18 protein-coding genes are annotated in these 14,189 nt (G+C 41.0%); 4 read left to right on the forward strand and 14 right to left on the reverse strand.

Annotated elements, in window-relative coordinates; all coding sequences use genetic code 11:
• The 11 genes from F8S12_RS18900 to F8S12_RS18950 form a co-directional block, all read right to left on the reverse strand.
• On the reverse strand, positions 1–134 hold a 134-nt coding region (locus F8S12_RS18900; protein ID WP_331001410.1), incomplete at its 3' end, for a DnaB-like helicase N-terminal domain-containing protein.
• Between the two features lie 2 nt (positions 135–136).
• Positions 137–1,624 (reverse strand): hypothetical protein, encoded by a 1,488-nt coding sequence (locus F8S12_RS18905; protein WP_196517667.1) that lies wholly within the window; start codon positions 1,622–1,624, stop codon positions 137–139.
• Between the two features lie 109 nt (positions 1,625–1,733).
• Positions 1,734–2,333, reverse strand: a complete 600-nt coding sequence (locus F8S12_RS18910; RefSeq protein ID WP_196517668.1) for an alpha-ketoglutarate-dependent dioxygenase AlkB family protein — start codon at positions 2,331–2,333, stop codon at positions 1,734–1,736.
• Complete coding sequence (locus F8S12_RS18915; RefSeq protein WP_196517669.1) at positions 2,321–3,010, reverse strand: hypothetical protein; 690 nt, start codon at positions 3,008–3,010, stop codon at positions 2,321–2,323. The genes F8S12_RS18910 and F8S12_RS18915 overlap by 13 nt, the downstream gene beginning before the upstream one ends.
• Before the next feature lie 190 nt (positions 3,011–3,200).
• Entirely contained in the window at positions 3,201–3,722 is a 522-nt protein-coding gene (locus F8S12_RS18920; RefSeq protein WP_196517670.1) for a hypothetical protein, read from the reverse strand.
• Positions 3,723–3,730: 8 nt separating this feature from the next.
• Complete coding sequence (locus F8S12_RS18925) at positions 3,731–3,916, reverse strand: hypothetical protein (protein ID WP_196517690.1); 186 nt, start codon at positions 3,914–3,916, stop codon at positions 3,731–3,733.
• A 48-nt stretch (positions 3,917–3,964) separates the two neighbouring features.
• On the reverse strand, positions 3,965–4,423 hold the full coding sequence (locus tag F8S12_RS18930; RefSeq protein WP_196517671.1) for a hypothetical protein: 459 nt from the start codon (positions 4,421–4,423) through the stop codon (positions 3,965–3,967).
• Positions 4,424–4,458: 35 nt separating this feature from the next.
• A complete protein-coding gene (locus tag F8S12_RS18935; protein WP_196517672.1) occupies positions 4,459–4,623 on the reverse strand; it encodes a hypothetical protein in 165 nt (54 codons plus the stop codon).
• On the reverse strand, positions 4,620–4,883 hold the full coding sequence (locus F8S12_RS18940) for a hypothetical protein (RefSeq protein WP_196517673.1): 264 nt from the start codon (positions 4,881–4,883) through the stop codon (positions 4,620–4,622). Before F8S12_RS18940 ends, F8S12_RS18935 begins: the two co-directional genes overlap by 4 nt.
• An 86-nt stretch (positions 4,884–4,969) precedes the next feature.
• Positions 4,970–5,890 (reverse strand): hypothetical protein, encoded by a 921-nt coding sequence (locus F8S12_RS18945; RefSeq protein WP_196517674.1) that lies wholly within the window; start codon positions 5,888–5,890, stop codon positions 4,970–4,972.
• Between the two features lie 102 nt (positions 5,891–5,992).
• Complete coding sequence (locus F8S12_RS18950; protein WP_196517675.1) at positions 5,993–6,817, reverse strand: hypothetical protein; 825 nt, start codon at positions 6,815–6,817, stop codon at positions 5,993–5,995.
• A gap of 166 nt (positions 6,818–6,983) precedes the next feature.
• Between F8S12_RS18950 and F8S12_RS18955 the strand changes: the two genes are divergently transcribed.
• The gene (locus tag F8S12_RS18955; protein WP_196517676.1) at positions 6,984–7,193 is read left to right on the forward strand and encodes a helix-turn-helix domain-containing protein; all 210 of its coding nucleotides are present in this window, start codon (positions 6,984–6,986) and stop codon (positions 7,191–7,193) included.
• Positions 7,194–7,363: 170 nt separating this feature from the next.
• The gene (locus tag F8S12_RS18960) at positions 7,364–8,269 is read left to right on the forward strand and encodes a hypothetical protein (RefSeq protein ID WP_196517677.1); all 906 of its coding nucleotides are present in this window, start codon (positions 7,364–7,366) and stop codon (positions 8,267–8,269) included.
• Here the strand turns inward: F8S12_RS18960 and F8S12_RS18965 are convergent.
• A complete protein-coding gene (locus tag F8S12_RS18965) occupies positions 8,259–8,918 on the reverse strand; it encodes a peptidase M15 (protein WP_196517678.1) in 660 nt (219 codons plus the stop codon). The two genes, F8S12_RS18960 and F8S12_RS18965, sit on opposite strands and share 11 nt — an antisense overlap.
• Before the next feature lie 259 nt (positions 8,919–9,177).
• On the opposite strand from F8S12_RS18965, the gene F8S12_RS18970 reads away from it, so the two are divergent.
• Positions 9,178–10,329, forward strand: coding sequence for a competence protein CoiA family protein (locus F8S12_RS18970; protein ID WP_230968102.1), 1,152 nt, complete (start codon positions 9,178–9,180; stop codon positions 10,327–10,329).
• Positions 10,330–10,423: 94 nt separating this feature from the next.
• Here the strand turns inward: F8S12_RS18970 and F8S12_RS18975 are convergent, their stop codons facing one another.
• Both F8S12_RS18975 and F8S12_RS18985 read right to left on the reverse strand, forming a co-directional pair.
• The gene (locus tag F8S12_RS18975; RefSeq protein ID WP_331001409.1) at positions 10,424–11,518 is read right to left on the reverse strand and encodes a helicase-related protein; all 1,095 of its coding nucleotides are present in this window, start codon (positions 11,516–11,518) and stop codon (positions 10,424–10,426) included.
• A 540-nt stretch (positions 11,519–12,058) separates the two neighbouring features.
• A complete protein-coding gene (locus F8S12_RS18985; protein WP_196517681.1) occupies positions 12,059–12,334 on the reverse strand; it encodes an HU family DNA-binding protein in 276 nt (91 codons plus the stop codon).
• A 384-nt stretch (positions 12,335–12,718) separates the two neighbouring features.
• Here F8S12_RS18985 and F8S12_RS18990 point away from each other — a divergent pair, with 384 nt between their 5' ends.
• Complete coding sequence (locus tag F8S12_RS18990) at positions 12,719–14,023, forward strand: glycosyltransferase (RefSeq protein ID WP_196517682.1); 1,305 nt, start codon at positions 12,719–12,721, stop codon at positions 14,021–14,023.
• The last annotated feature ends 166 nt before the right edge of the window (positions 14,024–14,189 follow it).

Below are 14,189 nucleotides of genomic sequence, written 5' to 3' on the forward strand. Positions count from 1 at the left end.
ACTCTAGTCATTGCTTCTGGGTCAAGCATAATCCCGCCCAAAATCGCTTCTTCAGCCTCAATGTTTTGGGGAGGTAAACCTGAAACTGGATAGTTAGAGCCAAAAGGAACTACGTTGTCTTGATTAGGGTGCATAATTAGGCTCTTAGTGCTAATTTTAACTGCGTTTCAACTTCTCGTAGATCAACAGAGGAGAATCGGGAATTGCTCGGAACTTTTGGGGTGTTGACTGCGGCTTGAAGTTTGGCTTTTAGCTCCAGCATTTGTGGGCTGTGTTGATACTCATTGGATGGAACCTGAATGGATTGCTCTTGTTGACGGCGCATTCGGTCTTGTGCCAAGGCATCTTCGAGCGTGGTGCTAGTGATATTGTTTGCTCTGTGAGCCAAAGCAGTGTGCTGTTGAGGTAGGGGCTGTTTTTTTGTTTGCAATAGTGCTTGGCTTAAACGCTGCATCAGGTTCGTCCAACCACCCTTGGTTTTCTCCCAGGTGTTGATTACTGCGATCGCATGATTTATTTCCTGTTGTGCCGAGCGTTTCGATTTAGTGGCTAATTCTTGTGCTAAGAAGTCCACGACTATCGGGTTGAAGTTCTGGTACAGGTTATTCAGCTTTCGCTCTCCATTGCGCCAAGGTAAAACCCAGCGATTCCACTTGATTGTTTCTCTGACAAGCAGTGGTAGAGAATCATCACTCATAGCAGTCGGGTCTGTTAGCCAGGCATCAATCAGTTCTTTCACGTTCCGGGCTGTCTTGTAGGGACAGGTTAGTTGCGGCTTATTCGATTGTTCGGATTTCTCGAACGACCCCGCCGCAATAGTTGATCCACTTGAGGGGTTATTGGTTTGTTGCAAAGACTCTGGATTTTTTGACAAGGAAGCGGGTAATTGTTGGGTTAATTCTTCTAAGCTTGGTTTTTCTGGAGTTGGTTTTTCAAGGTTTAGTTGTTCAGTTTCACACACACACGATTCTTGAATGGAAAGTGCGTTCTGAGTTGGGGGTACATTGTGTGTAGTAATCTTTGAAGTATTCTTTGTATATATAGATAGATTGCCCGAAGGAGGCATTACAGTATGTCCAAGGAAGGCATTATAGCCTGTACTATCGGGGCATTCTGTACTGGATGGTTGGGGCAATATATATTGCTCTGTTAAGGCATTACATATTGCACTATTGGCGCTGTCTATATTGTCCGAATTGGGCATTATGCTGGGTTTTTGATCAGCGTCATCCTGAGATTTTTTCGCTCTACGAGTCCAAGATGAAGTAATTTTCGCAATTGGTAGCTCAAGATTGTTCATAAAAGCTGACCATCGTTGATTTAAAGCATCTTTATCCAACCAAAACTCTAAGCGTCTGGGACATCCGGTATATTTTTCTTGGAGTAATCCTCTGGCTTTAAGAAATTTTCGGGCTGTTTCTTGTTGTTTTCGAGTCAGTCCAGTTTCTTTCTCAATCTCTGCTTGAGTTTTATAAATCCAACCTTCAGGATTTTTTTGTTTACCTAGCCAGTAATACATTTGGCATAAAAACAAATTTGGTAAAACGCCACCAGCGACTTCAACTAGTTTTGGGTAATAAGCAACAGAATTACCAAGGTCTATTAAAAAATCGGTTAACTTCATGAGAACCCCCTACTGATGTTTTGGGATTTAATACATTCAAAAATTTTTCAATCTGACTAATAGAATTCGATATTTGAAAGATACGATAATGTTTTACAGACAAAACGAATTACCTTTTACCCCCAACGTGCGGTCGAAAAGTTAGATTAATCCGTGTGCTAACGACCTTATTGGTCTTTGGAACTTGATGCAGATAAGTACTCTGACAGCCTGGAAGCATCACCAGCAGGCTCCCATGCTCTAACCAAAAGTCAGTCGGCTTACCCCCGATGGGCTTGATTTGGAATTTACGAACCGAACCCAGACTGATGGATGCAATTGCAGGATTTACACCCATCGAAGCTTCATTGTCGTTGTGCCAACCGATAGAATGATGTCCACTTTTATACTGATTGCCGATGACAATGCGGAAGCTGTAACCAGTAGCGGCGGTAATTCTATCTCGCAGTTGGGCTAGCGATGAAGTCCAAGGCAGTGGTTTAAGTAGTACGCTCTTGGAGTAAAGGTAATCACAGCCTTCATCGCCATAAATGCACTCTAAGCGCGGAACAGGCATCGTTTTACCGAGCATTCTGATTGTGTTTTGCTGCCATTGCAGTTCTTGGCAATGTTGGTAGAGTTCATCGGCTTCTTCCTTGTTCAGAAACTCTGGGTAGTAGTTAACTGGTAAAGTAGGAGCAGATTCGGGAAATAAAGTTAGTTGTTGCATAATTCTCCTTTGGCGATTGCCCGAACAATTTCTTCTGCCCGTTCTTGTGAAATAGCCTGTTCTGGATTTTTGTAAAACCCAATAATTTCTGATTTAGGACGCACAATAATGCGCTGTGTGGTTGCGCGTTTGTCCCACACAAAGCACGAGATGGTAACGTTATCGGTAGCCCAACGAGTGCCCCTCTTATCCTTGCGAAAGCAGAAGCGCGGCAAAATCAGTACAAGTGACGGCGGGTGCTGCTGTAAGAAATCAGCCCGATCATCACAGGGTTCGAGAAAGCTGGTTAGAAGGAATGCGGCTACACCAATACGCGCTTTTTGGTAGGCATTCTTGATAATTGGTGCAGCAAATTCCACGTATGGTGGATTGGTACAGATCCAGTCGCATTCTGAAAATTTATCCCAAGACTCGGTTAAAGTTGCGTCGTAGTGATAATCTGCGCCTTTGTGAACGTCAATGTCATTAGTCCAAATTCTTTGGGTGTCTGGCCATGCTCGAAGTAAAGAAGCGATCGCCCCATGTCCGACACATGGCTCACCAATCACACCAGACAATTTAACGCGCCGTAGTAATTCCGTTGTGAACCACGATGGAGACTCATAAAAGTTTAGAGGATGTCGGGTGACAGTTTCGATGACAGTGATTTCTGGCGCTAATAATGGTGCAATAGTCATACTTCATCCTCACTAAATTCAATGTGGCTTAAAGTCTGAAGTTCAACAGCCAATCCACTTAAGAAATTTTGGAGTTCGACTGTTGCCAATTCTTTAGACATCTCTTTTTCTGAGTGACCGCAACATGGACACAAAAAAATCCATTGCATCGTGTCTTGTCCTCGAGTTAGCCACTGTTCTTTATTCATGTTTAATCCTCATCTTCCTCTAATTCTTCGTCTTCATAAAAACTCACTCCAAATAACTCATGAATAAAAGTCCCTACTTTTTTCCAATCAACTTGGGCTTCAGCTACTTCCGGCATAGGATACTTTTTAGTGATTTTTTTAAAACTAGAAAAATCTTCCCAAGTCCACTTGCCTAACTTATCTGATTCAGTCTCAGTTAAGTAATTTAGGCTAATAATATAATCTTGTACTCTTCCTTTGATTTGTTCTCTGTCGCTAAATTTCCAGAAATCACGAAACCAAGTAATTACTTTTTTTGTGCTGTCTGTTTCTGATTCGTCTTCCACCTCCTCATCTGAACATTCATCTTCGATGGATTCAAATTCTTGAATAGCAAACAAAGCCATAGCCACACACGCTCTTTCTGCTGGATGTGTAGCATTTTGCATTTTATAATCATCGCGGACTACATAGCCAAGAATTGCGTAGAACTTCTTAGCTAGTTTTTCAATGAGTACATCTTTTTGAAAGCATCCAAGTTCCATAATTACCTCTAAGGTGTAAAATTGTTCCACTGAAACCAAACCGATCCTGATTCTGGATATGCAGCAGTGCTGTGAACTTCAAGGGGATTACCCCAGTAGCAGCAAGCCTTGATTGCAAATGTGGGTTGTTCTATATTGATTGCGTCTATTTGTTGGGCGATCGCGGTGGATCTTGGATCTTGGAATTTAGTCATCTCTTTTTACCTCTGCAATACCTGCTGATAATGCTTGTTGGAGTGTAATTAATTCATTTGGAATTGCCTAATACTTATTTCTTCGCTAGCATCAAATAATGACATCTGCGCCCGTTTCCCTTGAATATAAGCAACAGACTCAATAATTAATTTGTCAATCCGCTTTTGTAATTCATCTGATACAAGGGATGACGAAAGATGAGGAGTGTTCATCACTACACATAAATCATTAACTGTATTTTGCACGGTAATGGTGATGCCTGTACCAGAATCAGAATGCTTGAGGGTTACGCCTGTAACTATTCCTGATGACCAAATTTTGTCATCTAATCCAGTGGCTTCTATCGCATCAACAAGTAACCCATTGATTGCATCAAAGAAAGATGTTCTCGGTTCTTCATCACAATAAAACTTGACAGTTTTGCGCTCGTTAGACTTAGATTGAGGCGGCAAATCGTAGATGATTTCGATGTCGTTATCTTTGACTTTGATTTTGCTGATTTCCATATTTAGGGATGGTTTTATTAAGTAATTTTCTCTGATCAATCAGCCGAAAATGGCAGCCAGGGCGCATTGTTCATCTTCAAAGCGATCGCATCTTGGACTCCAGGAATAATTTCTTGATCTTTTGGCGTGTTAATAAATGTTGCCCCGCTTTTAGTGCGGCGGACGGTTCCATCAAGGTGGAGAAAAAGGATTTTTTTCATGGTTTGTGTTGTTGATAATTTTGGTTGGCAACTAAAAACACTACATCTGTAATTAAGCTCCCGTCAGGAATTGATACTACTTCAATATCTGTTTGGCTGAGATTCTCAAGTATAATTAGTGCCTGAACTGTATTTAAACATTGCTGCAACACAGCCGGATATTGCTGGTTGTGTTCCCTGGCATACGGTAGATGAACTTGTGTATCTTCTATGAGCGAGTGGAGCAAACTGATTTTGAGTTGTTCTATGGTTATGGGCATATTTTTGGGTAGATTAATGGAGACTTCTAAAGCTTTGAAATTTTAACAAGCTTCAAAATCCTTCATTGACTGATGACTAATATCCATCAAGCCGTTACTAAAGATTTTCTGGCGAAAGCACCTGCCTGCTTTAGTGCTGTACCAGGACTGGGATGAGCGAAGAACTCTTCTATAGCTTTGGTCAACCCAGCCGCAACAGCCGGCTCGTGACAAGCGTAGACATAAATGGGCTGTTGCACACCGTTAACCAATCGCGTTTCTTGGCGATCGCCCAATTGTGGGTAAAATGTTCTCACCCATGTGCCCAGGTGTCCGCGATAGTGGGAGCCTTTGAGGGGGACTTTCTTTCCAAGTTCGCTTTCTGCAAAATTGACCACGCCAAGCCACCTTTCTTGTGTGCCGTTTAGGGCTTGTTGATTGTAGTCAGCAAATAGATTGGCGGCGTAATCATTCATCTGCTGTTCAATGTAGGGGTTGAGTCTGCCACCTGTTAGTTGAGCGAGAGTCTTCATTGCTTCCACCAGTGTTTTTAGGCGCTGTTCCACTGGGGGGAGGGCTGGTGTGGGATTATGAGTAATAATTGTTACGGCTGCAACCAAGTCTAAAATAATGGTTCTAACTTGGGCTGCTATCTCGGATTGCTGCAAGAGCATTGCAATTCTTAAAGTCCCAAGAGCAGAAAAAACTCTGACTTGAGATGTCTTAGATGGTAGACAGAGTTTCTGTCGAGCATCCCGCAAGTCTTTTCCTGTAAGGATTTGGGTTTCGGAATCTCCGAATTCTGAATGATTAACTCTGTATAGTTCTTTGATGGCTGATTCCGAAACTTCAAAGTATTCTGCTATTTGTGCAGTAGTGGCCCAGCCACTACCACCCCAAACAGCGAAAATTATTGCCTTCGCTTTGGAGAGAATGGATAAGGCTTTGTCGCTAGAAAAATCTGTTAAAGCTGAAGTCCTCAGAGTCCTGGACTCTAGTAGTACTGACTGATTTAAAGGTAAGCTCATGTTGGCTCCTGGAAATTTTTGGAAGTGCGAGAGTGCCATTTGAGATAGGCCAAAAAATACCTATAAGTGAGCAGCAATTTTCACTACTGCCCACATGAGGTTTTACACTGCGACTAATTCTTGAAGTTGCGATCGCACTTCCTGGTTGAAAAGCTGCTGTAATTGATTAGAACTCAGTTGTTCCAAGGGTCGGTATTGTAAGTATTCATCAGCTGGTTCAGCCAGCGATGTATCCACCATCGACAATGAGCGCATAGCATCAAACACGGAGTTAGAATACTGCTGCTGACTTGAACAACCCCTCTTCACCCACCAGTTCCCGTCAGTGCATCCGACTTGCCCCAGTTTCACTCCGTTGTTGTTGTAAATGCCATCATCGAGAATTTCAAAGCCGTAATTCTGGCACTCGTTGAAGATATGCGCCATGATTCGGTTTTCGGTCGTGGGGGGTGTTGCTTCTTTTTCCTGCACAGGTAATGAACCGTCTTTGTAGTGAGTGCAGATGAAGCGATGACAACGCATTAGAATGTTGGCACGAAATAATTCTTTATCGTTGACCATGACTACCCAGCGTTGCGTTAAATGGTTGTCGTCATGGCTGATGCTGGCTACCAATTTGTCATCAGCGTAATATTCGTGATGGGAAAACGAGATTTCGACTATTCTGAGAGGTTCGGGAGCTACGGCTTGGGCTTGGTCGGCGATGAAGTAGTCGAGTTCGGCTTGAGCGAGGGCTTGGTTGTCGGGGGCAGCAGGGGTGAGTTTCTGAATCTTGCTTGCTTGGTAATTAGTGATCGCGCTAATCCAAGAATTCTTACAGCGTTTGTCGCTTACTTCGACTGTACAGGCGATTTCGCTGTAGATTTGCTTGAGTCGGGCTATGGATTTATGTTGCAGCTGTTGTTGGCTGTAGATTTGGTATGTCATGATTGGTTAAGTCTTAATGGACTAGAAAAGCGCTTCAGATTCGCGGTCGGGAGCGCTTTCTCTATAAATCCAATATACCAGCTATCTAGCTAGCTGCCAACTTAAAGCTATATAGCTATTGACAGGAAAGTATTAAACTATTATTCTGTAGATAGAATTCAATGTAATGGATGTGAAATGTAAACTGCGGGACTACATGGAGGAACAAGAATTAACTCAGCAAGAGGTTGCTGCACGAACTGGGTTAAGTCCAACAATTATTGGAAGGCTGTATCACAATCGCTTCAGTCGTTTGGATAATCAGACAGTAATTAAGGTTTGCAAATTATTTAATGCTTCGTTAGGTGAAATGTTTTTTATTGATGAGAGTGCCTAAAATTGCAAATTGATTGCCCATCTTGGGTGATCTCAAAAACTTTATTTAGTGAGATATCTGCAAGATTTTCATATATGAAGGGGTTTCTAAAGATAGTAGCCCCACAGGTTTCTCAGATACGCACATCATGGCACAACTCAATCTTCAAGCGCTGTTCAAGAGGTGGAATTATGCCTAAACCACCTTCTAAACGCAAAAAAGCCATCTCTGCCGCAAAGAGTGATTCAAAAGCACCCGTTAACTCTGTAAATGAGGATATCTCTCAGCAAGTAGATCCAGCTTCAGCAACAATCACCGTTAGTGCTGTTGAAGTTCCAGAGTTGACAGAGGAAGAACAGAGCGATCGCCTACACCTAGAACGCAAGGTGGAGAGGGCGTTTTTTGAGGCAGGGAAGGCACTGGCGGAATTACGCGATCGCAGATTATATCGCTCCACGCATTCAACCTTTGAAGAGTACTGTTTGGATAGATTTGGCTACAATCGTTCCCGTTCTTACCAGTTAGTCGATGCAGCAATTGTTGTGGACAATCTGCAAAAATGTCCACAAATTGTGGACATTTTGCCGACAGCAGAGGGGCAAGTTCGACCCATGACAAAGCTTGAACCCCAGGAACAGCAGGAAGTGTGGTTAACGGCAGTAGAACTTGCTGGCGGCAAAGTTCCCACGGGTAGAATCGTCAAAGATGTTGTGCAAAAGATAATGGAAAGGACGAAAGTACCAAACACTTACCAAATCGGTGAAGTCTGCCAAATCCTAGCCAAAGACAACCCGGAACTCAGAGGCAAAGGTGGGTGCTGGGCGATTGTCAGTGCAGTAAACGAGTTTAGTTGCACCGTAAGAATTTGGGATGGCGAGTACACTATTGGGCTGAAGCACCTCAAATCTTACAATTACCTGCCTGCGGAGTGTCAGCAGATGCAGGTGATTTGCGATCGCATTACACGAGTGTATTCCGATTTGCTGGAGGAGACAGTCAAAAGTCTGTTGCAGTTGTTGGGGAAGCTGAATCGTCCTTATCTAACTGAGTTGGAAGAAAAACTTTTAAGCCTTCTAGAGTCTGAAGTTAAAGTGTAATAGCTAACTGTGTTTTAAACCCTTCATAAAACTGTTCATGTGAACCTGAATAATTTTCTACACCTAAACGTGTTAAGTATCCCTTCTTGCCTGTGTAAGGATTAGGGATATAGCTGTAAATGTATAGTTTTCTGCATTCGAGATTTTCAGACCAACCAATATTGAACGCAGCATACTTGGGAAAAAATGTGATTGCATTGTAATAATCAATGCGATCGTGAATCCACCATGCTAAGGCTGTCCAATCGGCAGTTTTCTCATAATAATCAATGAAAGAATTCACAATAATGCAGGCTGTAGCACCCATATAACCTTGAGCGTCTGGAACATCCCAGATATGAACTGCATAGTTAGATGCGTTACTAGCACAATTGTACTGGTTTTTATTTTCTGCACCCTTAGCATTGACAGCAGATGACCGATATCCAGAGCGAATGCTGATTCTTCCGAAAGCTTGTTGAATTGGTTCTAGCACTTGTTCACAAAGATTTTTACCGGAGGCGATCGCCAAATCAGGATTATCTGGTATATTTGGAATTCCTTCAATTTGAGAAATTTCTGAGTGTAGAAAATCACGCATAAAGAAGTTTTTTGACAAACGTACCCGACCTAATTCTTCCAATGATTTGACAGTTTGTGGTCTTTTCATTATTTTTAATTTAATTCGACGCGACGAATACCCGCAAATATACCTTGAGTGATGGAATGGGAGGGATGCTGCTTATGCTATCCCCATCTGATTATTTACGTGCGGTCAATGGCACTTTGGGAGCAATTTGTGATTTTAAGAAGATTTTGGACAGCTTTTGTCAGGAGAAGTTGGACAAGTTGTAAGCTGAAATACCTAAAACTTCGTTAAGGCATTAATTAAGCGATCGCTAATTTCAACATTATTACTGATGTGAGATTTGACTTTGCCCATAGAAGCTAGAGGAGTGAAGATTGATTACTCATTAGCAGATATGCAAAGTCAACAGAGTAAGGACGCAAGATATATCGAATTTGTGGGAAAAGATAATAGATCACAAATAATCAAATATCAGTATGCTATTGATTCAAATGATAAGACTATAAATGTTGAAAATTTATATGCAAGTGCAGAAATAAGAAAAGAGGTTTTCAGATGTTTATCATGTAACAATATTCTTATTCCTGTTTTAGGAGAGAAAAGAAGAAAGCACTTTCGGCACAAATTAGACGTTCAGGTTAATTGCTCTCCTGAAACTTATCTGCATAAATTAGCTAAACTTAAGTTTTATGAAGTATATAATAATTGTCTTAAGCACAACGAACCTTTCTGGATAGAATTGGAAATATCTCAGATTTGTAATTACTATCAAGCAGATTTTTTACAAAGCTGTAATTTTTACCAAGGTAGGCAGAAGTTTAATTTAGTTGAACACTTTAAGAATATTGAATTAGAACAAAGAGAAGGGTCTTTTATCCCTGATCTACTATTAACAAGTAATAAAGGAGAGAAAATTTTTGTTGAAGTCGCTGTTACACATGAAGTTTCTTCTGAAAAAATTAAGTCTGAACATCGTATTATTGAAATAAATATTGTTCAGGAAAGTGATATAGAAGTTATAAATAATCAATATTTATTAGAAAGTGAAAATATTAAATTTATCAATTTTAAAAGAAACCAAATCAAAAGCTTTTGTTGTGGAAGTTGTGTAGAGGGAATTCAGCCGTATGCTAACTGTCCTGTAGTTTATAATTTTTTTGCTATTTATCCCAATGGTAAAAGTGCAATTATTCAAGAAACTTTAGAATGGTTGCAAGATAAAATTGAAAGTAAGTCCCTAGCATACTATGAATTTGTTATAATTGATAATACTGATAACAGAAGGAATAAAGTTTTTTTAAGAAAAATAGTAGAAGCCTATTTTAATAACGTTTCGGTTAAAAATTGCTATCTTTGTCGTTATCACGGCTCAAATTTCCGTAATTATTATGATGATAATCCAATTTTTTGCAAATTCCTAAAAAAAACTTGTAATTCAAATGAAGCTGCAAATTGTCAATTTTACAGAGCCGATCCAACAGCTTTCCCTTAATTTAGTTTTTTATAATGTAAAATCCATGAATATAATCTTATTTAAGATAATATAATGCTAATGTTTTATTTCAAATAATAACTGCTTTTAGAATTTATTCAAACAAAGGATCGCCAAAATTAATTAATCGTAGTGAAGGTATTTCATCAAAAACACTAGGGTAAAAAGTAACAGTGTAATTCTGCCCTTTATAATTCAGTTGCCAAGTACGTTCGCTCTTTCTTTCAAACTGCACACCACTGGCTTTTAAAATTGCTGAGTCGGTGAATAACTGCTCAATAATTTCTGGTGTAAAAGGAGTAGAGGGGATTGGTTTTTGAATTTCTGCTAAGTCAGCGTCTAAGTCCATTGCTACCATTTCTTCAATTGCAAGACGAGGTGGTGGACTGTCTAACACAGAATCGAATTGAGACATTAAAACATCCTCTTCTTCTGGATCAGCACTCATAACAGCTCGTTCAATAAAAGTAGGGACTTGGGCTAGAATAGGCTGAAGATTACCAACAACAGTGGCAAAAGCGTTTATGCGATCGCGCAATTTTCGATAAACTTTCGCTTCTACAGTGCCATCATAGTAAAAATTGTGAATTCGCACAGTCGGATATCTTTGTCCAATGCGGTCAATTCTCCCAATACGCTGTTCTACTCGCATCGGATTCCAAGGCATATCATAATTAATCAACACACCGCAATTTTGTAAATTCAACCCCTCGGAAGCAGACTCAGTACAGAGGAGAATTTTGATTTCATCTTGGCGAAATCGGCGTTTAATTTCTTCCTTGGGAACTAAGCACCACTCCCCATTCTGGTACAGTTCCCCACCACGACCTGAATAACAAGCTACTTGGCTACCGTACAACTCCTTCAATGTATCCCGTAGATAGTCCATCGTATCTGTGTACTGGGTGAAAACGATCGCACTTTCTCGGTCAGTTAATTCTTGGCGTAAAATCTGAATAAAGCGAGAAAGCTTGCTATCTTCCCCAGTGTTTTCAAATTGACGTAGTAATTCTTCAAGATATTGAATTTCCTGGGGGTCTACTGGTTCAAAGAAAGATTCCAGCCCAGCAATCACTACATCATCCTCATTATCCACATCTAGGGGTGTGAGTATCAATGGAACAGAAAACTGGGTTAAGCTTAAAAGCCTTATTGCGTAAGGATTTTTTTGAAAGTTGTAGTAGCTCACTTTTCAAATCACTAACTACTGCCTAACGATAAATCAAGAGTTTCAGCACCTAAAATTTTTTGTAGTATTCATGTAATGCTTCTTATCCCGGTTTTCTGTTCCGATGATACTTGTACCCCCAGTAAGGTTATTGGCAACAACTGGTAATGTTTGAGCTAGAAATAGAATGCTAATTGCAACAAAGGGAATTTTCTGAAGCATCTGTAGTAATAATCACTATATAATACTTATGATGCCCAGACAACTAATTAAAAGTAGCTAATAAAACCAGTAACTTGAGATTAATAACCCAAATTGTTAGTTAACTTGGGGCTGCTCTTTTGTGCTGTGGACGCAACAGCAAGCGATCGCGCTTTTTTACATCTGCAATTCAACACTCACGTTTCCCCTAACATTGCTATATCCTATCTTGAGAACAGCGATGGCTGCGCCAACGCCTGCCTTCTTGATGCCCGTTCGCGGAGCGTCTCGTAGAGAAGGGCTGTAGGGCGAACGCTACAGCTTTGCAGTGATTGGATTGCCAGTGATAAAGCAATTCATCTATGGCGCTACTTTTTCTTTAAACTGTTTTCCAGCAGAAAACGCAGGCACTTTGGTCGCTGGGATAGTAATTGGCTCATTAGTTTTCGGATTACGCCCCTCGCGCTCTGAGCGATCGCGTCGCTCGAATGACCCAAAACCAATGAGCGTTACCTTATCCCCATTAGCTACAGCTTCGATAACTACTGACAAAAAAGCACTGATTACTTCATCAGCTTGCTTTTTTGTGATGTTGGTCTTTGCTGCTACAGCATCCACTAATTCACCTTTGTTCATAAATCGCCCTGAAGTCTTGTTTTGAAAAGGAAATTTACTTTACCATTACTACCTTTTGTGAGGATAGGGGGAAAACGACTAACAATCAAGCAGCATACGAAAATTAACAATGCACGGCTACTGCTGTGGCGACTTTAAATTAAGGAGTAAAGCCAGTTGAGTTTCAGGAGAGCATCTGCTGTAGTCGAACAGCCAATCTACAGTTTGAGCTAGATTATCGCCCTTTTATGTCTCTGGTGAGAGAAAAATGCTGTGATTTGCTGAGATTCCTTGAAGGCTGTGAACAATACAGGCGTATGGCAAATTTTTATGGATGGAAGAAGGTCTTTTTGCAGACCGGTTTGGCTCTATACTGAATCATTAGCTCTCTTAACTACTAATAATATGTCTCATATTGGTATTCTGTGTCCTGGGGCAATCGGTCATCTAAATCCCATGTGTAATTTGGGAATTGAACTGTTGCGTCGCGGTCACAAAGTCACATTGTTTGGTGTGCCAGAAGTAGAGGAAAAAATTTCTCAGTCCGCCTTGGAATTTTATGAAATTGGGGCTAGCGATTTTCCCCCTGGCAGCATAGAAACAATGTATGTTCAGCTAGGACAATTAACTGGATTGGAAGGCTTAAAATTTGCCATCCAGTTTTTTGAGAAGGAAGCTAATATGCTTTTTCGTGATGCTCCCGAAGCTATTCGTAACGCCAGAGTTGACCTTCTTCTCGTAGATCAGGTTACAACCGCTGGGGGAACCGTCGCCGACTATCTAAACTTACCTTTTATTACAGTCTGCAACGCATTACCCATTAATAGAGAACCTGGTATTCCTCCTTATTTCACTCATTGGAGATATAAAAATATCTGGTGGGCTAAATTGCGAAATCAATTGGGAAATGTTCTAATCAATTACCTGACGCGATCGCTTTGGAATGTATTAGTTCAGCAGAGGAAAAAATGGCATCTGCCACCTCACTACAAGCGAGATGAGTCCTATTCGCAACTTGCTCAAATTGCTCAATTGCCTCAGAAACTCGATTTCCCTCGCGAAAAAATTGTCCCTTGGTTTCATTATGTTGGCCCTCTCAAGAACCCCTCAGATACAGAGCTTGTATCCTTAGACAAGCAGTCTTTCCCTTTTGAAGAACTAAATGATAAGCCTTTAATATATGCAACTCTTGGAACATTGCAAAGCCACAATTGGGAAATTTTTCGTTGTATTGCAGAAGCTTGTTTGGATATCGATGCACAGTTAGTAATTTCTCTAGGAAACCCCAAAGCAGATCCATCGAAGGCTAACTTCCCAGGAAAACCGATTGTAGCTTCCTTTCCACCTCATCAACAACTCATCAACCGATCTCACTTGGTCATTACTCATGCAGGCAGCACAGCAGTGAGTTGTTTAAGCAGTGGAGTTCCGATGGTTGCCATTCCCATTACCACCGATCAACCCGGCATGGCAGCAAGAGTAGCACAAGCTGGTGCTGGTGAAGTTGTCCCCCTTGCGAAACTGAATGTTCCCAAATTAAAGATGGCAATTAAGCGGGTGTTTGAAGATCACACTTATCGAGATAATGCAGCGAAGCTATGTTCTGCTATTTATGATGCAGGAGGAGTGGACTATGCTGCCGATGTCGTTGAACAGGTAATACATACCAATGCCCCTGCTTTAAATAGTCGTCTACGTAGGGCTTGCTGAATAAAAGTGTAAGGTGGTCCAGATAAGGGGTTCAAGCCTTTTTCTTTCCACCAAGTAAGTGCAAAGTTATAACATCTAGAGTCTCAAAACCCTTGCACAATCGTTAGCGATCGCTGGGTAAATTTGGAAACTGAGCGATGAAACGACTATTTTGTAAGCTGTGTGG

It is taken from the genome of Nostoc sp. WHI, from assembly GCF_015714725.1.
In the GTDB taxonomy this organism is placed as follows: Bacteria; Cyanobacteriota; Cyanobacteriia; order Cyanobacteriales; family Nostocaceae; genus Nostoc.

Coding starts and splice junctions, on each gene's coding strand:
- F8S12_RS18905 (WP_196517667.1), bottom strand. CDS start 1,624: ATGAAGTTAACCGATTTTTTAATAGACCTTGGTAATTCTGTTGCTTAT.
- F8S12_RS18910 (WP_196517668.1), bottom strand. CDS start 2,333: ATGCAACAACTAACTTTATTTCCCGAATCTGCTCCTACTTTACCAGTT.
- F8S12_RS18915 (WP_196517669.1), bottom strand. CDS start 3,010: ATGACTATTGCACCATTATTAGCGCCAGAAATCACTGTCATCGAAACT.
- F8S12_RS18920 (WP_196517670.1), bottom strand. CDS start 3,722: ATGGAACTTGGATGCTTTCAAAAAGATGTACTCATTGAAAAACTAGCT.
- F8S12_RS18925 (WP_196517690.1), bottom strand. CDS start 3,916: ATGACTAAATTCCAAGATCCAAGATCCACCGCGATCGCCCAACAAATA.
- F8S12_RS18930 (WP_196517671.1), bottom strand. CDS start 4,423: ATGGAAATCAGCAAAATCAAAGTCAAAGATAACGACATCGAAATCATC.
- F8S12_RS18935 (WP_196517672.1), bottom strand. CDS start 4,623: ATGAAAAAAATCCTTTTTCTCCACCTTGATGGAACCGTCCGCCGCACT.
- F8S12_RS18940 (WP_196517673.1), bottom strand. CDS start 4,883: ATGCCCATAACCATAGAACAACTCAAAATCAGTTTGCTCCACTCGCTC.
- F8S12_RS18945 (WP_196517674.1), bottom strand. CDS start 5,890: ATGAGCTTACCTTTAAATCAGTCAGTACTACTAGAGTCCAGGACTCTG.
- F8S12_RS18950 (WP_196517675.1), bottom strand. CDS start 6,817: ATGACATACCAAATCTACAGCCAACAACAGCTGCAACATAAATCCATA.
- F8S12_RS18955 (WP_196517676.1), top strand. CDS start 6,984: ATGGATGTGAAATGTAAACTGCGGGACTACATGGAGGAACAAGAATTA.
- F8S12_RS18960 (WP_196517677.1), top strand. CDS start 7,364: ATGCCTAAACCACCTTCTAAACGCAAAAAAGCCATCTCTGCCGCAAAG.
- F8S12_RS18965 (WP_196517678.1), bottom strand. CDS start 8,918: ATGAAAAGACCACAAACTGTCAAATCATTGGAAGAATTAGGTCGGGTA.
- F8S12_RS18985 (WP_196517681.1), bottom strand. CDS start 12,334: ATGAACAAAGGTGAATTAGTGGATGCTGTAGCAGCAAAGACCAACATC.
- F8S12_RS18990 (WP_196517682.1), top strand. CDS start 12,719: ATGTCTCATATTGGTATTCTGTGTCCTGGGGCAATCGGTCATCTAAAT.